This is a genomic window from Confluentibacter sediminis (genome assembly GCF_003258355.1).
GTDB lineage: Bacteria > Bacteroidota > Bacteroidia > Flavobacteriales > Flavobacteriaceae > Confluentibacter > Confluentibacter sediminis.
In genome coordinates this window covers 23,819-38,554 of sequence record NZ_QKPO01000005.1, presented here as the reverse complement: position 1 = coordinate 38,554, position 14,736 = coordinate 23,819, and the positions used below count along the sequence as shown (strand labels likewise).

General features: G+C 31.6%; 16 protein-coding genes. 12 read left to right on the top strand and 4 right to left on the bottom strand.

What is annotated here, in order from left to right; translation table 11 throughout:
* Positions 1 to 32 precede the first annotated feature (32 nt).
* The 12 genes from DKT72_RS05205 (at position 33) to tsaB (ending at position 10,251) form a co-directional block, all read left to right on the top strand.
* Complete coding sequence (locus DKT72_RS05205) at positions 33 to 1,013, top strand: cytochrome c oxidase subunit 3 (RefSeq protein ID WP_111307675.1); 981 nt, start codon at positions 33 to 35, stop codon at positions 1,011 to 1,013.
* A 20-nt stretch (positions 1,014 to 1,033) separates the two neighbouring features.
* Entirely contained in the window at positions 1,034 to 1,414 is a 381-nt protein-coding gene (locus tag DKT72_RS05200; RefSeq protein WP_111307674.1) for a cytochrome C oxidase subunit IV family protein, read from the top strand.
* Between the two features lie 104 nt (positions 1,415 to 1,518).
* On the top strand, positions 1,519 to 2,241 hold the full coding sequence (locus tag DKT72_RS05195) for a hypothetical protein (RefSeq protein ID WP_111307673.1): 723 nt from the start codon (positions 1,519 to 1,521) through the stop codon (positions 2,239 to 2,241).
* Positions 2,242 to 2,303: 62 nt separating this feature from the next.
* Positions 2,304 to 3,050, top strand: coding sequence for an SCO family protein (locus DKT72_RS05190; protein ID WP_111307672.1), 747 nt, complete (start codon positions 2,304 to 2,306; stop codon positions 3,048 to 3,050).
* Positions 3,043 to 3,579 (top strand): DUF420 domain-containing protein, encoded by a 537-nt coding sequence (locus DKT72_RS05185; protein ID WP_111307671.1) that lies wholly within the window; start codon positions 3,043 to 3,045, stop codon positions 3,577 to 3,579. The genes DKT72_RS05190 and DKT72_RS05185 overlap by 8 nt, the downstream gene beginning before the upstream one ends.
* 35 nt (positions 3,580 to 3,614) lie before the next feature.
* Entirely contained in the window at positions 3,615 to 3,845 is a 231-nt protein-coding gene (locus DKT72_RS05180) for a hypothetical protein (RefSeq protein WP_111307670.1), read from the top strand.
* 85 nt (positions 3,846 to 3,930) lie between these two features.
* Positions 3,931 to 4,632, top strand: coding sequence for an ABC transporter ATP-binding protein (locus tag DKT72_RS05175; protein WP_111307669.1), 702 nt, complete (start codon positions 3,931 to 3,933; stop codon positions 4,630 to 4,632).
* Entirely contained in the window at positions 4,625 to 5,854 is a 1,230-nt protein-coding gene (locus tag DKT72_RS05170) for an ABC transporter permease (protein WP_111307668.1), read from the top strand. Before DKT72_RS05175 ends, DKT72_RS05170 begins: the two co-directional genes overlap by 8 nt.
* 1 nt (position 5,855) lies before the next feature.
* Positions 5,856 to 7,100 carry an ABC transporter permease gene (locus DKT72_RS05165; RefSeq protein WP_111307667.1) on the top strand — a complete coding sequence of 415 codons (1,245 nt, stop codon included), beginning with the start codon at positions 5,856 to 5,858 and terminating at the stop codon, positions 7,098 to 7,100.
* Between the two features lie 12 nt (positions 7,101 to 7,112).
* Positions 7,113 to 8,243: an efflux RND transporter periplasmic adaptor subunit gene (locus tag DKT72_RS05160; protein ID WP_111307666.1), complete on the top strand. Its 1,131-nt coding sequence runs from the start codon at positions 7,113 to 7,115 to the stop codon at positions 8,241 to 8,243.
* A 6-nt stretch (positions 8,244 to 8,249) separates the two neighbouring features.
* On the top strand, positions 8,250 to 9,578 hold the full coding sequence (locus DKT72_RS05155) for a TolC family protein (protein ID WP_111307665.1): 1,329 nt from the start codon (positions 8,250 to 8,252) through the stop codon (positions 9,576 to 9,578).
* 1 nt (position 9,579) lies between these two features.
* Positions 9,580 to 10,251, top strand: coding sequence for a tRNA (adenosine(37)-N6)-threonylcarbamoyltransferase complex dimerization subunit type 1 TsaB (tsaB, locus tag DKT72_RS05150; RefSeq protein ID WP_111307664.1), 672 nt, complete (start codon positions 9,580 to 9,582; stop codon positions 10,249 to 10,251).
* Here the strand turns inward: tsaB and DKT72_RS05145 are convergent.
* The 4 genes from DKT72_RS05145 to DKT72_RS05130 all read right to left on the bottom strand — a co-directional run bounded on the left by DKT72_RS05145 (position 10,248) and on the right by DKT72_RS05130 (position 14,584).
* Positions 10,248 to 11,063: a mechanosensitive ion channel family protein gene (locus tag DKT72_RS05145; RefSeq protein WP_111307663.1), complete on the bottom strand. Its 816-nt coding sequence runs from the start codon at positions 11,061 to 11,063 to the stop codon at positions 10,248 to 10,250. The genes tsaB and DKT72_RS05145 overlap by 4 nt on opposite strands.
* A gap of 69 nt (positions 11,064 to 11,132) precedes the next feature.
* A complete protein-coding gene (locus tag DKT72_RS05140; protein WP_111307662.1) occupies positions 11,133 to 11,495 on the bottom strand; it encodes a DUF1304 domain-containing protein in 363 nt (120 codons plus the stop codon).
* Positions 11,492 to 13,528, bottom strand: coding sequence for a thioredoxin domain-containing protein (locus DKT72_RS05135; RefSeq protein WP_111307856.1), 2,037 nt, complete (start codon positions 13,526 to 13,528; stop codon positions 11,492 to 11,494). The genes DKT72_RS05140 and DKT72_RS05135 overlap by 4 nt, the downstream gene beginning before the upstream one ends.
* 153 nt (positions 13,529 to 13,681) lie before the next feature.
* On the bottom strand, positions 13,682 to 14,584 hold the full coding sequence (locus tag DKT72_RS05130) for a NifU family protein (RefSeq protein ID WP_111307855.1): 903 nt from the start codon (positions 14,582 to 14,584) through the stop codon (positions 13,682 to 13,684).
* Positions 14,585 to 14,736: the final 152 nt, after the last annotated feature.

Here is a 14,736-nt window from a genome sequence, read left to right as displayed (position 1 = left end):
TTGTGCAACTTTTATAAAAACAACCAACATATATGAGTAATACAGTTGTAACTACTGACGTTGAAGTTAAAACTTGGGGAGGTGGTAATGAGCCATTAAAAGCAAGTTATGGTAAAATGATGATGTGGTTTTTCATCGTGTCTGATGCCTTAACGTTTTCTGGGTTTTTAGCAGCCTACGGATTTTCAAGATTTAAATTTATTGAGTACTGGCCTATTGCAGACGAAGTATTCACACACGTGCCTTTTTTACATGGTCAAGAGTTGCCTATGATTTACGTGGCTTTTATGACGTTTGTGCTTATTATGTCTTCTGTGACCATGGTTTTAGCTGTTGATGCAGGTCATCATTTAAATAAAGCGAAAGTAACGGTATATATGTTGCTTACGATTATTGGAGGTTTAATATTCGTAGGGTCGCAAGCTTGGGAATGGTCTACTTTTATAAAAGGAGATCACGGTGCTGTACAAACTAAAGGAGGTAATATTTTACAGTTTGTTAATACAGAAGGACATAGAGTGGCGTTAAGGGATTTTGTTGTTGCTGGGTCTCACGAAAGAGTACAGCAAGATAGTAAAAATGGATTGTGGTTTGTGAGTGAAAGCACTTTGCCTACATATACCGTTGAAGAAGTTATACAAGGTTTAGAATCTCATAAAGATATTTTAGTTAGAACTCAAACCATTAATGAACACGGTCATAAAACGGTCCTTTCTAGAGAAGAGTCCTTAAAACAATTAAAAAATAACGGAAAAGTAGTTGTAGAAGGTGCTAATCTTCATGTGAATGAATACGGTTCACCATTATTTGCGGATTTCTTTTTCTTTATTACGGGTTTTCACGGATTTCATGTATTCTCTGGAGTAATTATTAATATCATTATTTTCTTCAATGTTATTCTAGGGACTTACGAAAAACGTAAAAGTTACGAAATGGTTGAAAAAGTAGGGCTTTATTGGCATTTTGTAGATTTGGTTTGGGTATTTGTATTTACATTCTTCTACCTAGTTTAATTGATTAATATTTTTTAGAAATGGCACACGAACATAAATTAGAAATATTTAGAGGCTTAGTTAAATTCAAATCCAATACTCAAAAAATTTGGGGTGTTTTGGTTTTCTTAACTCTTGTAACAACTGTAGAAGTAATTTTGGGTATATATAAACCGGAATCTTTAATGGCAAAGTTTATAGGTATGAAAATCTTAAATTGGATATTCATTATCTTAACTTTAGTAAAAGCATATTATATTACTTGGGATTTTATGCACATGCGTGACGAAGTAAAAGCATTACGACGTATGGTTGTATGGACAGCAATATTCCTAATCATATATTTAATATTCATCTTATTACAAGAAGGTGGTTATATAGAAGGTGTTTATGCAAAAGGGTTTATCAAAAGAGATTTTTAATCTATTGTTATAGATACTGTTAAATGACAAATTCAAGGTGGTTATTTAAACCACCTTTTTTATTTTTGTAAAAACAATTTTCAACAATAGAAAATTTATATTTAATGGAATACAAGAAAGTGGGTCGCTATGTCGTTTTAGGAATTTTATTTTTTCTACCGGTGACGTTTTTATTATTTCTATATCCCGCAACACACCACTACACGCCATTAGATATTGTTAATGAATCTGTAGTAGATTTAAATGGATTGTCTTCAGATTCAGATGAACATGTGGTGTTAAAAGATTATATTACAGTATTAGGTTTTTTTGGAAACCATCCTTTGGAAAAATCGATTACGGCTTCCAATTTAAAAGAATTAGTATATGATAAATTTAAAGGCTTTAAACGCTTTCAAGTAGTGATTTTAATGCCGAAAGGAACAGAGAATGATGTGGAGGCTTTAAAAAAAGAAATCAATTCTTATGAGGATATTAGGTTTTGGCATTTTGTTTTCGCAGACTTGGAAACTATTCAAAATGTATTTAAAAGTTTAAAAAGTAATATCAATTTAGATTCAGATTTAGCGACAGATAATGTCTTTATAATTGATAAAGATTTAAACCAAAGAGGCAGGTTAGATGATAGAAAGGATAATGAAATAGCCAAGAAAGGCCCTATTTATGGTTTATATGCATATAATTGTATTGAGGTTGCCGAGATTAAGAACAAAATGAGTGAAGATATGCGTATTCTATTTACGGAATATAGGCAAAAAAGAAAAGGAGAGTTTGATTCTACAACTAGAAGGGCAAACGATTTAAAAGGAGAAGGTGAAGAAAACTAACTGGTTTGTTTTTATTGCGAAAGCAGCAATCCAAATTTTTCAATGAGATAAATATAAACAATATGAACAAAAAAACGAATTATTCATATATAGGTATTGCTTTTATTATTTTAGTATTCGGTATTTATTTTATTCCAAAAATTGTAGATAGAATTACACATGATGATGTTTCTAGAAATGAAGGGAGAACTGACCAAAAACTTGGAGAGAAGAAATCAAAATCAGATTTGGCGTTTATTGAAATTAATGATGAACCAAAAAAAGTGCCTTCATTTTCCTTTATAGACCAAGATGGTAAATTAATAACCAATAAAGATTATGAAGGTAAAGTGTATGTTGTGGAATTCTTTTTTACAACATGTCCAACTATTTGCCCTAGAATGAATTCGAATTTAGTCCAAATTCAAAATGAATTTAAAGATTTTGAAAACTTTGGAGTCGCTTCTTTTACCATTAATCCAGAACATGATACGCCAGCCGTTTTGAAAGAATATGCTAAAAAATATGGGATTACTAATCCAAACTGGCATTTAATGACTGGAGATATGAATACTATTTATAAATTATCTAATGAAGGATTTAATTTGTATACTGCTGAAGAAGAAGATGTGGCCGGAGGTTTTGAGCATTCAGGAAATTTTGCTTTAATTGATAAAAATGGCTTTATTCGCTCTAGGAAAGATGAATTCGGAAATCCTATAATTTATTATAAAGGCATTGTTTCAGAAGAAGAAAAATTAGATGATGACGGATCAAAAGAAGAAATTAGCGCATTAAAAGAAGACATTAAAAAATTACTTAATGAATGATTCTGAAAATATGTTGGATGAAAAAAAATACAACAAATTAATAGTTGTTTTATCGGTCGTTATTCCGATAGTTGTAGCTATTTTATTTGGAGTGAAAATACCTAATGTGGAGCCACTTTCGTTTTTACCACCTATTTATGCAACTATAAATGGATTAACTGCTATTATTTTAATTGTAGCTTTTATAGCCATTAAAAACAAGAATATAGTGCTGCATGAAAATTTAATGACGACAGCTATTTGGTGTTCAGTAGTGTTTTTGGTTATGTACGTGGCTTATCATATGACAAGCGATTCTACAAAATTTGGTGGCGAAGGTGCTATTAAATATATCTATTATTTTATTCTTATAACACACATATTATTATCTATTATAATCATTCCATTTGTACTTATTACTTATGTAAGAGCCATTACAAATAATATTGAAAGACATAAAAAAATTGCAAAAATCACATTTCCATTGTGGTTATATGTGGCTGTTACTGGTGTTATTGTTTATGTTATGATTTCACCATATTATGTGTAGCATGATTTTGAGAAACGAAACAATTCATACATAACATGAAAACCAAAATAGTCTTTTGTCTCTTATCTTTTTTGTTTTTTATAGAAACAAATGCTCAATGTGCTATGTGTCGAGCCGTATTGGAAAGCGAAGAAGGACAAGGTGCCGCTCAAGGAATCAATGATGGTATTGTATACCTTATGGCGATCCCATACATCCTAATAGGAGGTTTAGGATATTTTATTTACAGGAAATTTAACAGAACAGACTCAAAGTTAAATAAATAATAAATTTTTTTTCTGAATTCAATGTAACTTTTCTTTGTATTTTGAGTCTAATTGATAATTGTAAGTTACATTAACCAATCAAGAAATGTTACAAATAAAAAATCTAAATAAATCCTATCCCATAGGAGATACCAGTTTGCACGTTTTAAAAGGTATAAACCTATCTGTTGAAAATGGGGAAATGGTAGCCATAATGGGATCCTCAGGGTCTGGTAAATCTACATTGTTAAACATTATAGGTATGCTGGATGAAGCCGATTCAGGTGAATATATACTAGATAATCTACCAATAAAAAATCTTACCGAGAAAAAAGCTGCTGTTTATAGAAATAAATTTTTAGGATTTATTTTTCAGTCTTTCAATCTCATAAATTATAAAAATGCACTTGAAAATGTAGCATTGCCCTTATATTACCAAGGTATGAAACGCAAAGAACGTCAAGAATTGGCTATGTTCCATTTAGAAAAAGTAGGTTTGGCAAATTGGGCACATCATTTACCAAAAGAACTTTCTGGTGGACAAAAACAACGTGTCGCTATCGCTAGAGCTTTGGCGGCAAACCCGAAATTATTATTGGCAGATGAGCCAACAGGAGCTTTAGACACCACAACTTCACATGAAATCATGGCGTTTATTCAGCAGTTAAATGATGAAGGCAAAACCATATTAATGGTAACTCACGAAGAAGATATAGCGAATATGTGTAAACGTATTGTACGCTTACGCGATGGCATAATTATAGAAGATAAAAAAGTCAACCAAGTAAGAGCAGAACAATATGTTTGATTTAGATCTCTGGAGGGAAATTTTTCAAAGTATCAATAAAAACAGAACTAGAAGTTTGTTATCTGGTTTTACTGTAGCATTCGCTATTTTATTATTTACTATACTTTTTGGTATTGCTAATGGTCTACAAAATACTTTCAAAGAAGAATTTGTTGATACTGCTGCCAATTCTATTTTTATTATGTCTGGTAAGACTTCTAAGGCTAATGAAGGCTACCAGGCGGGAAGACAAATCCAATTTAAAAATGAAGATTATAAATATATTAAAGAAGAGTATGGTGATAAAATAGAATTTATATCCTCAAGGGTTTACAAAAATGTAAATGCTGCATATAAAACCGAGAAAAACAGCTATAGCCTTATTGCTGTTTATCCAGATTATCAATTTGTTGAAAAAAACGAAATAAAAGAGGGGCGTTACATAAATCAAAACGATTTAGATAATAAGTCAAAAGTAATAGTAATTGGAAGATTAGTAGAGAAAGATTTATTCATACAAGAATCTGCTATAGGTAAATATTTAAATCTTGATGGAATACAATATAAAGTTGTTGGAGTTTTTTCAGATGAAGGGGGCGATAATGAAGAAAGTATTATTTATATTCCTATAACAACAGCGCAGCATATATACGGCAACAATGATTACATTGACCAAATTAACCTGACCTACAGTCCAGATTTAAATTATGACCAAGCATTAGGCTTTAGTAATTTACTAACAAGAAAATTAAAAAGCAGATTTTCTGTTGCTAATGATGACCAAAGAGGGATTAGGGTATTTAATATGGCTGAAGCAACCAAAACCGTAGACCAAATGACGGGTGGGTTAACAGTTATTATTTTAGTAATTGGTTTTGGAACCCTTATAGCAGGTATTGTTGGGATCAGTAATATTATGATTTTTATAGTAAAAGAACGGACCAAAGAAATTGGTATCAGAAAAGCTTTAGGTGCCACACCTAAATCTATTATATCCATTATATTAATTGAATCAATACTTATTACCGCAATAGCGGGTTATGTTGGTCTATTAATTGGTGTGGGGGTTCTAGAGCTTGTTGGGCCTAGCTTAGAAGTTTATTTTATTAAAAACCCAGGTGTGAGTAACAGCCTTGTGATTGGTGCTACTTTAACTCTTATACTAGCAGGTGCATTAGCAGGTTATTTGCCTGCAAAAAAAGCATCACAAATTAAACCTATAGTAGCCTTAAGAAACGATTAATATGTTTAAATTTTTATTTGATAGAGATACTTGGCAAGAAGTTTTTGATAGCTTTAATAAGAACAAATTAAGGTCTATACTTACTATGGTAGGTGTGTGGTGGGGTATTTTATTGCTAATAGGATTGTTAGGTTCTGCCAGAGGTTTGGAAAATTCGTTTAACAGATTATTTGGTGATTTTGCAACCAATAGTGTCTTTATCTGGTCTCAAAATACAAGCAAACCTTTTAAAGGGTTTCAAGAAGGACGACGAGTGAGGCTTTCGTTGACAGATGCGCAAAAAGTTGAAGAAAATGTTAATGGTATCGAATTTGTTGTTCCAAGAAACCAAAATCAAGCTACGGTAGTTAGAAATTTTCTTTCAGGTACGTTTTCTTTAGGAGGTGATTATCCATTACTTGATAAAGTTGAAAAGAAAAAACTTATACATGGTCGGTTCATTAACCAAAGTGATATTAGCGACAGGAAAAAAGTAGTTGTTTTATCCGAAGACGTTTATAAACAGATTTTCGAAAAAGATGAAAAGGCTATCGGTCAATACATTCAAATAAATAATATCAATTTTAAAGTTATTGGTGTATTTGAAGTTTCAAACATAAGTATGGGGCCTCGAATTGATATGCATATACCATTTACTACTTTTCAGCAGATTTATAACACAGGAGACCAAATTGGATGGATGACCATAACTGGAAAGCCAGGATATGATATTGTGCAAATAGAAAAAGATGCCAAGCTATTGTTGAAAAACCTGAATGATGTCAATCCAAACGACAATACGGCATTACGAAGTGCAAATGCCGCAAAGGAGATTGGTAGAGTAACAGGATTTTTAACGGGAATGCAGTTTTTAACATGGTTTGTAGGTGTGGCTACTTTAATAGCAGGCGTATTTGCAATTGGTAATATCTTGTTAATCACTGTAAGAGAACGTACTAAAGAAATAGGTGTACGCCGAGCATTAGGGGCAACACCATTTGAAATAAAAAGACAGATTGTAGTAGAAGCCGTATTTTTAACATTAATAGCTGGTTTGTTTGGAATCATTTCAGGTGGCTGGATTTTAATAGGGTTAGATGCCGCATTCGGACAGGGAGATGACGCCGTCATAGTAAATGCATCTGTATCAATAGCCGTTGTCTTTATAGCCCTTTTATTATTAGTGATTTTAGGGACGTTAATAGGATTAATACCAGCATTTAAAGCTACAAGCATAAAACCAATAGAAGCATTAAGAGAAGAATAAACAATCAAAAAAATGAACAAAACAGTAAAAATTATTTTAGGATTAGTTGCAGTGTTATTATTAATATTTGTACTAAAGTATTTTATGGATTCCAATTCTAAAGCCATTGAGGATTTTAAAGTTGAAGAGCCTTTTTATACAACAATCAAAACAAAAGCTGTAGCTACAGGAAAACTAAATCCAGAAGAAGAAGTGGAGTTAAAACCGCAAATTTCTGGAATTATTGATAAGATTTTTGTTGAAGAAGGAGATATCGTTAAAAAAGGTGATTTAATAGCTACTATTAGAGTGGTTCCTAATGAACAATCTTTGGTACAGGCTCAAAGTAGAATAGCAACTTCTAAATTATCATTTGATAATGCTAAAATTCAATACGACAGAGATAAAGCATTATTTGATAAAGGTGTCATTTCAAAACAGGATTTTGAAAATACTGAACTTAGTTTTAATCAAGCTAAAGAATCTTTAGGCCAATCTCAAAATGATTATCAAATTATAAAAAAGGGTTCTATTTCTGGGGGAAGTTCGGCAAATACAAGTATAACAGCTCAAATTGCAGGAACCATATTAGAGATACCTGTTAGAGAAGGAGATCAAGTTATTGAAAGTAATAATTTTAATGATGGAACAACCATTGCTACTATAGCAGATATGAGTTTTATGATTTTCGAAGGAAAAGTAGATGAAGCGGAAGTTGGTAAATTAAAAGAAGGTAAAGACATTAAAGTTGTTCTTGGGGCTATAAATGCTAAAGAGTTTCCTGCAAAATTAACCTTTGTCGCTCCAAAAGGGGTTGAAGAAAATGGTGCTGTGCAGTTTACTATTAAAGCAGATGTAAATATTGATGCAGGTACAAATATTAGAGCAGGTTATAGTGCCAATGCCGAGATAGATTTAGAAGGAAAAGAAAATATTTTTGCTATTAAAGAATCTTTGCTTCAATTCGATAGAATTACAGATAAACCTTTTGTTGAAATCCAGACAGGCGAAGGAAAATTCAAGAAGAAAGACGTGAAATTAGGAATTTCAGATGGTATTAATGTTGAAATTCTAGATGGTATTGAAAAAGGAGACAAAATAAAAGTTTGGAATAAAGCTTCTAAAGATGATGATGAAGATAACCAAAGAAGACGAAATAATTAATTGATTATGAAAAAGATAAAAAATAGTTTTATAGTGTCTATTTTCTTTGTTAGTGCATTGTGTTTTTCACAAAAAAAATGGACACTACAAGAATGTGTGACTTATGCTTTAGAGAATAATATTACAATAAAAAAAGCAGAGAACACTTTACTTACAAATGATCAAGATATTATTGCTGCAAAAGGTGGTTTTTTACCATCTGTTTCTGGTAGTGCTTCCCATGGTATTAGCTTAGGACAAAGTCAATTATTTGAAGGGTCTTTTGTAAATAGAACGAGTAACTCTACCAATTTTGGAGTAAGAGTTTCTGAAAATGTTTTTAATGGATTTAGAAATACTTATTTATATAAACAATCACAGCTAAATTTAGAAACAAGTCAGTTAGAGTTAAATAGAATTAAGGATGATATTTCGTTAAATGTTGCCAACTCATATTTAAATGTGTTGTTTAATAAAGAACAATTAGAAACGGCAAAGGCCCAATATGATTTTTCTAAAAAACAATTACAACAAGTTAATGATTTAGTAGATTCAGGCAAACAACCTAGGGTGAATATTTATGATGCAGAAGCTACTTTAGCAAACGATGAACAAGCCGTTACTATAGCGCAGAATAATTACACACTCTCATTATTATCTTTATCACAATTATTACAAGTGCCTTTTGAAGGTTTTGATGTTTCCATTATTGAAGTAGATAGCCCTTCGGAAGCTTTATTATATAATGACGTCACTCCTATATTAAAATATGCGTTGGAGAATAGAAATGAAATTAAAATTGCAGAAAAAAATATTGAGAATTCAGAATTAAGCACTAAAATTTCTAAAAGTGGTTATTTGCCAAGTGTAAATTTTGGCTATAGTTTTGGAACGAATGTGTTTTTCACAAACTTAAGCACTAATGAAGATGCCTTTTTTAGGCAATTAGAAGACAATAAAGGACATAGTTTTAATTTAAGTGTAAATATTCCTATATTTTCCCAATTTCAGAATAAAACAGCCGTTGCTAAATCTAAAGTAAGAGAAGAAAATGCCAAGCTAGATTTGGATCAAGCTAAATTAAGTTTAGAATCTAATATACAACGAGCTTATACAGATGCCCAAGCGGCTTTTAAAACCTTTGAAGCAGCTAAAAAATCGTTAGAATCTCAAAAATTATCATTTGAAAATTCCCAAGAACGTTTTAATATTGGAGCTATGAATTCTTTTGAATTAGAACAATCACGTATCAGATATATTAATGCACAATCGTCTTTAATAAATGCTAAATACGATTTTGTTTTTAAAACAAAAGTTTTAGATTTTTACATGGGAAAAAGAATAACCTTAGATTAATTTGGCATTAATACTTAATATAGAAACAGCTACAACTAATTGTTCGGTATCCGTTTCAGAAAATGGGAAAACTATTTATCTGAAAGAAGATAATAACAAGAATTATTCGCATGCCGAAAGTTTACATGTGTTTATTGATACTGTTTTAAAAGAATCAGAAGCAACCTTAAACGATATAGATGCTATAGCGGTTAGTAAGGGGCCTGGGTCTTATACGGGGCTTCGTATTGGTGTTTCTGCAGCAAAAGGGCTTTGTTTTGCTTTAAACAAGCCGCTTATTGCTATATCAACTCTTGAGGCTTTAGCCTATCAATTAAAAATTGATGAGGGTTTTATAATCCCTATGCTCGATGCTAGGCGTATGGAAGTCTATTCTGCTATATTCGATTCAAATTATAAGATAGTAAGAGAAACGCAAGCACAGATTTTAGATGAATACTCATTTACGGAATATTTAAATGAAGCACAGGTCTATTTTATAGGTAATGGTGTTGAGAAAACAAAAGAATTAATTCATCATACCAATGCCAATTTTAAGGATAATAAGTTGCCATCTGCTAATGAAATGAGTATGTTGGCATTTAACAAATACAAAATAAGCGACTTTGAAGATGTCGCTTATTTTGAACCTTATTATTTAAAAGATTTTATAGCTTTAAAATCTAAATCTTAAGCGTTTTTGTGTATTTCAACTTGGTGAGGATATGGTATTTCTATACCGGCAGCATCAAGGGCTTCTTTAGTACTTTCGGTAACTTCAAAATAAACACTCCAATAATCGGCAGCATTGCACCAAGGTCTCACGGCAAAGTTTACTGAACTATTTGCTAATTCCAAAACATTTACGGTAGGTTCTGGGGTGTCTAAAATTTTCGGATTGTTTTTTAGAACATCCATTAACACTTCTTTTGTTTTTTTTATATCAGAATCGTATCCAACCCCAAAAACCAAATCGACACGTCGTGTTCCCTCAGTCGTGTAATTAACAATATTTCCGTTTGATAAGGCACCATTTGGTATTATTATTTCTTTATTTGAAAGCCCTATAAGTTTGGTGGTAAATATTTCAATTTGTTTTACAGAGCCTATTTCGCCTTGTGCCTCAATGACATCACCTATTTTAAAAGGTTTAAAAATCATGATCAATACACCACCAGCAAAATTCCCTAAGGAACCTTGAAGTGCCAAACCAATCGCTAAACCTGCCGCTGCAATAACCGCTGCAAATGAGGTTGTTGGGACACCTAATGTGCCTAAAAGTGTAATAATGAGAAGTATTTTTAATGCCCAATTAAATAGGTTTATCAAGAACTTTTGAAGGCTGATATCATAGTCGCTTTTGGTCATTATCTTACGAGCTGTATTAAGAACCTTTTTAATAAGCCAAGAACCAATAATCCAAATAGCAATAGCTCCAAGAATTCTTAGTCCGTAAGTTGTAGCTAATTCAATCCATTTTTCTGCATCAATATTTTCTAAATTCATAAGTTTTTTTATAGTTATTACAAGTATACATTATACAATTTTATTATAAAAAAAACAATAAGGTAAAAGTTAAAAAACGTTAACAATTGTAGAAATGAGACCAAGAATTGCAGGAATAGATTGAATGTAAAACAGTTTAATTTGTTTAGTGGAATAGGCTCCATAAATACCGGCAATAGTCACAAAAGTAAGAAAGAACAAGGCAATCTTTATATCGTTTTCTATGATTGAAAATAGTAAACTAGCAGCTAAAAAGCCGTTATATAAACCTTGGTTGGCCGCTAATACTTCGGTGTCTTCGGCAAATTGTTTTGATTTTAAGCCAAACGCCTTCATACCTTTAGGTTTCGTCCAAAAAAACATTTCTAATATTAAAAAAAAGACATGTTCTACAGCGACAAATGCTATTATTATGATACTTAAAAAATTCATTCTTTTAAGAATTCTAAAGCTTTATTTACATCTGCGACAGGTAATTTGCAAGCTTTGTTTACACAAACATAAATAAGCGTTTGTTGTGGGTTATATCTGCTTTCCAATAAAGGCATATTGTTTTCTGTAGTGCTTGCGGCAATTAATTTATTGGGCACATAATGCGTGTTTAAATCGGCTAATTTTTGTCTAGCATCTTTTCCAACAATAGCAACTTCATAAAATGAATTGGCATAATTCAACATTAAATCGAACCAATTGGAATATCCAGATGGGTATTCTTTCATTTCTGGTTTTACATTATTTAACATCGTCATCGCCGTTTTTGAAAAATGTTCATTATCGAAATAATGAGATAATTTAAATAGGTTTTTAGCCATCATAGAATTGCTGGCAGGAATCACATTGTCTCTATATTCAATACTTCTAGAAACCAATGAGGCATCACTGTTTGAAGTGAAATAAAACATTTTACTAGAGTCATCAAAAAAATGGTCAAATGTATAATTAGCTAAATCTCGTGCAGTGGTTAAGTATGTTTCGTTTAATGTGTTTTCATAAAGTGAAATAAAGGCATCGATAGTAGCCGCATAATCTTCTAAATAACCATTTATAGTGCTTTTGCCGTCTTTATAATTATGGTTTAAACCACCATCTTGTCGTAATTGGGTGTTGATGATGAAATTCGCATTTTTTTCAGCAGCTTCTAAATAGGCTTTAGTGCCTAAAACCCTATAAGCGTCTGTGTAACCTTTTAGCATTAAAGCGTTCCACGAGGTCAGCGTTTTATCATCAAGTCTAGGTTTAGGTCTTTTATTTCGAACAGTTAAAAGGATGCTTTTCCAATGCTGTTTCTTTTCAGATAATTGATTGTCCGTTAAATGATGCTTTTTAATAATGGAGGGATCATCATCTTTTCGGATTAACACATAATTATCATGTTCCCAGAGTCCGTAATTATTGATATTGTAATAATCTGAAAACACATCAAAATCTTCTTTAATGAGTGTTTTTAACTCCTCTTTGGTCCAAACATAAAAAGCACCTTCTTCTAATTTCCCTTCTGGATTATTACTGTCTGCATCCAGAGAGGAATAGAAAGCACCGTTGCTCGCAGTCATATCATTTTTTATATAATCTAAGGTTTCTTCAATGACAGTTTTATAAAGTTCATTTTTTGTGATGAGGTAAGCATCAGCATATAAACTAACCAATTGTGCATTGTCATAAAGCATTTTTTCAAAATGAGGGATATGCCATTTTTCATCTACCGAATATCTTGAAAAGCCGCCGCCAATATGATCGTAAACACCTCCATATGCCATTTTAGTAAGCGTTAAATTCACAAATTCCTGTAAATCTGTATCATTATTTTGATAAGCATTTCTTAACAAAAAATGATAGTTGTTTGGCATCATAAATTTCTGTGTTTGCTTGGTGCCCCCGTCATGATAGTCAAAATTTTTCTCCCAATTTTTAAGTGCATCATTTATATAAGACGCTTCAAAAATGGGCTCATCGGTATTTAAATTTACAACATCTAGAGATTTGATACCTTTAGATAATTTCTCGGCATATTCATAAAGTTTATTAGGGTTTTCAGAATACAGTTTAGAAATCTGATTTAAAATGTCAATCCACTGGTCTTTTTTAAAATAGGTGCCTCCCCAGACTGGTCTACCATCGGGTAATGCTATTACATTTAAAGGCCAGCCACCACTACCGGTCATTAATTGTACCGCATTCATATAAATTTGATCCACATCGGGGCGTTCCTCTCTATCAACTTTTACATTGATGAAATTTTTATTCATGACTTGCGCTACCAAACTATCTTCAAAACTTTCATGTTCCATAACATGGCACCAATGACAGGCTGCATATCCTACACTTATTAATAATAACTTATTCTCAGATTTTGCTTTTGCCAATGTTTTATCGTTCCAAGCATTCCAGTTTACCGGGTTGTGGGCGTGTTGTAGAAGATACGGACTTGTTTCGTTTATAAGATCATTCGTATATGGATGTGTCATGTCTTCTGAAGTTTGACTTTTACAACTAAGGAGGGGAATAGTTGAAATTAATAAGATGTAAAAAAGTTTTTGCATGATATAAAAGTAAGTAAATAATGAATAAAAAAAACGTCCTCATGGCGGACATTTAAATTCTATAATCATTTATAATGTTTAACCATTAATGGCTTCCACAGTTTCAACTTTGCCTTTTAGCATTTCTTTCAGCATATTTTCAATGCCACTTTTTAATGTATAGGTTGAGGATGGACAACCACTACAAGCACCTTGAAGCAATACGCTCACGTTTTTAGTAACGTCATCATAAGAAATGAACTGAATATTTCCACCATCACTGGCGACAGCGGGTTTTACATATTCTTCAAGTATGTTTATAATCTCTTTTGAGGTGTCATCAAGCGATTCAAAATAATCATCTACTTGTTTTGTGGATTTTTTTAAATTTTCAGTAGCACCAGGCAACACTATATCTTTTCCATTTTCAATATAACTCCTTATAAATTCACGAAGTTGTACGGTAATGTCTTGCCATTCGGCGATGTCATATTTGGTAATGGAAATATAATTTTCATCAAGGAATATATTTTTTACAAATGGAAAATAAAACAATTCTGTGGCTAAAGGAGATAGTTTAGCTTCATCGATTGAAGTAAATTCAAATAAAGCCGTTACTAATTTTTTATTTGCGACAAACTTCATCACAGAAGGGTTCGGTGTGCTTTCCGCATAAACCGTAACTGGTACTTTTTTAGAAACAGCCGTATCTTCAATAACAATGCCTCCTTCATTTAAATAATTCGTTATTTGTTCAGCCATTTCATCTTGTACATCTTCCCATTCAACAATATTGTAACGCTCAACAGCAATAAAGTTTCCTGAAATATATACTTTTTTTACAAAGGGTAAATAAAATAATTGTTGCGCTAATGGAGAAGGCTTAGCTTCATCAATATTATTAAACTCAAAACTTTGGTTTTTGGTTATAAACTGATTAACTTCAAATTTTATAATGGCTTTATTCGTGGTTTTTTGTATTGAAACGTTAAAAGTGTTCATTTTAGCTTTTTTTTGTAAAAATACTAAAAGAAAACTATAGTTATATATATATTTGGTTTTTGTTGCTCTTTTGAAAATATGAAAACACATTAAATTCAATGTTTTAATTTATTGGTAATCAAAACATTGAATTTAATGTAAAACCTACTAAG

Coding starts and splice junctions, on each gene's coding strand:
- DKT72_RS05205 (WP_111307675.1), top strand. CDS start 33: ATGAGTAATACAGTTGTAACTACTGACGTTGAAGTTAAAACTTGGGGA.
- DKT72_RS05200 (WP_111307674.1), top strand. CDS start 1,034: ATGGCACACGAACATAAATTAGAAATATTTAGAGGCTTAGTTAAATTC.
- DKT72_RS05195 (WP_111307673.1), top strand. CDS start 1,519: ATGGAATACAAGAAAGTGGGTCGCTATGTCGTTTTAGGAATTTTATTT.
- DKT72_RS05190 (WP_111307672.1), top strand. CDS start 2,304: ATGAACAAAAAAACGAATTATTCATATATAGGTATTGCTTTTATTATT.
- DKT72_RS05185 (WP_111307671.1), top strand. CDS start 3,043: ATGAATGATTCTGAAAATATGTTGGATGAAAAAAAATACAACAAATTA.
- DKT72_RS05180 (WP_111307670.1), top strand. CDS start 3,615: ATGAAAACCAAAATAGTCTTTTGTCTCTTATCTTTTTTGTTTTTTATA.
- DKT72_RS05175 (WP_111307669.1), top strand. CDS start 3,931: ATGTTACAAATAAAAAATCTAAATAAATCCTATCCCATAGGAGATACC.
- DKT72_RS05170 (WP_111307668.1), top strand. CDS start 4,625: ATGTTTGATTTAGATCTCTGGAGGGAAATTTTTCAAAGTATCAATAAA.
- DKT72_RS05165 (WP_111307667.1), top strand. CDS start 5,856: ATGTTTAAATTTTTATTTGATAGAGATACTTGGCAAGAAGTTTTTGAT.
- DKT72_RS05160 (WP_111307666.1), top strand. CDS start 7,113: ATGAACAAAACAGTAAAAATTATTTTAGGATTAGTTGCAGTGTTATTA.
- DKT72_RS05155 (WP_111307665.1), top strand. CDS start 8,250: ATGAAAAAGATAAAAAATAGTTTTATAGTGTCTATTTTCTTTGTTAGT.
- DKT72_RS05145 (WP_111307663.1), bottom strand. CDS start 11,063: ATGAATTTAGAAAATATTGATGCAGAAAAATGGATTGAATTAGCTACA.
- DKT72_RS05140 (WP_111307662.1), bottom strand. CDS start 11,495: ATGAATTTTTTAAGTATCATAATAATAGCATTTGTCGCTGTAGAACAT.
- DKT72_RS05135 (WP_111307856.1), bottom strand. CDS start 13,528: ATGACACATCCATATACGAATGATCTTATAAACGAAACAAGTCCGTAT.
- DKT72_RS05130 (WP_111307855.1), bottom strand. CDS start 14,584: ATGAACACTTTTAACGTTTCAATACAAAAAACCACGAATAAAGCCATT.